The 1765-nt window shown below is 67.6% G+C and carries 2 protein-coding genes; both read right to left on the reverse strand.

Annotation, left to right across the window (positions count from 1 at the left end):
• Positions 1–355 (reverse strand): hypothetical protein (locus tag ACJ8AT_RS33335; RefSeq protein WP_407741998.1); only part of this gene is annotated, 355 nt, incomplete at its 3' end.
• A gap of 976 nt (positions 356–1331) precedes the next feature.
• Positions 1332–1765, reverse strand: a 434-nt coding sequence (locus tag ACJ8AT_RS33340; protein WP_407741999.1) for a ClpX C4-type zinc finger protein, incomplete at its 5' end; no start/stop codon positions are given.

Genomic DNA, 1765 nt, shown 5'->3' on the forward strand with positions numbered 1-1765 from the left:
CGAGCGGGGTCAACGCGATCGTGGTGGGCATCGCCAGCACCCACGGCCACAGCCGCAGCATCGGCTCCAGCTCGCCCGACGCCTTCGGCCCGTACACGGCCTCCCCCGGAGGCCCGGGCCCGCTGAACGCCGCCACCGCCCGGGCCGCCAACCGCACGAGCCGGTGGTAGCCCGCACCCGCCCCCGGCCATGCTTGTGCCTCGGTCCGCAGCGGCCCCGGTGGCGACAGCAGCGCCACCCGCTCGAGCACCGGTGCCGCCTCGGGTACCGCGAACGTATCCTGCCCGGCGGCCGACGCCTGCTCCGCCCGTCGTCGCAGGCGCCCGAGCGTCTCGGCCCCAAACGCGCGCTCCACCGCGGGGGTCATCCTGGCTCACCCTGGGTTAGCCGGGGTCACGGCCGATTCTCCCGAGCGCGTTGAGGACACCGCCCCCGAACGAAACACCAACAGTGATCTCGTCGCGAGATGGCCCTGTCGCAGAATGGCGGAGTGACAGATAGAACGCCGTGCTGGCAAGCCAGGGGGCGCGAACGTGCACGACGCCATAACCTATCGTCGCGGCCACAACGGCTCCGGCCTCATCCGCCCTCCTCCAAGCATAGCCGCCGGCGAGGGTGGCGAGTGCCCCAACATCACCATCGGACAGTACACCGCCCAGCCCACCTGTCAGCTCGGCCGAAGCGAAGTTGGAGGTTCGAAATTCGATGGTCGGCCCTGCCCCGACGTCCCCACCCCACACCATTTCGAGACGGGGTGCGACTTCGAGGAGTGCGCCCCGGGCACGCCCGGGAGGACTACCGGCGCCGCCCCCGACGTTCAACTGTCCGCCAATGGCCGGTCGCGAGGTCGCACCGACTTTCCCCGGGGCGCTCCAGACGAGCAGCCAAGTCGTTGCCAGGGAAGCGCGCTTCAGCCAGCTCACCGTGCCCTCGTCATCATCCCTCGGCGCGCCGCAGCTACCCGCGCCACCCGGGCACGTCACTCGGGCTGTTGAACACGGCGAGGCCGCGCTTGCGGCCTACATGCACCACCAGGTCCGCACCGGCAGACGAGCCACCGTCGGTACGACAAGAGGCCCCATCCCCGGATACCACTCGGGCTGCGGCTCGACCGCGAGGTCCAACTCGAGCCCCGACGCACAGAGGCCGTGCTGCAACGGAGCCTGCGCCGAGGCACAAGCCATCACCGAGGCGAGCACGACAACCCAGCACGCATCGCTTCTCGTGTGTCCGGCTAACGTCTTGGGGTTCAGGTGCGAGCGCCCCCCGACCGCAGAGAGGAAGGGCGATCGTCAGCTGCAACGCCATGGTAGCCAGTTCCCCCAGAAGCGCTACGGTTTCACCGTGCTCCTCCAGTCGGTCGCGATCTCCTCAGAACAAATCTCGTTGCATAGGCCGATGCAACCAGCACAGATGTGGTGACGAGTTCGGCCATCAAACATCATCTCGGACTCCGAATCGGATCGTCCGCAGAAGCTGCACTTGGAGCCGCGCGGCGGTGCGGAGGACTTAGCACCTGCCTTCGCGCTGGTGTTTCGCGTCTCGTGAATCCGCACCGGATCAAGCCCGGCGTCCACCGCGATTTGAAAACGTTCCGCAGCGCACGAGTCACAGATGAATACCATCGGCCCAGAGACAAGTTTCCGGACGGCGGTGCGTTTCTTTTCGCAGAACGCACATGTGAAGTCCTCCATGGCACCTCCTCGAATCTGTCCAACGTTACGATAGCGGCGTTCAGCTGCGGGCGCCAGAGGGAGGCGCGAAG

The sequence above is a fragment of the Hyalangium sp. genome, from assembly GCF_045802625.1.
GTDB lineage: Bacteria > Myxococcota > Myxococcia > Myxococcales > Myxococcaceae > Hyalangium.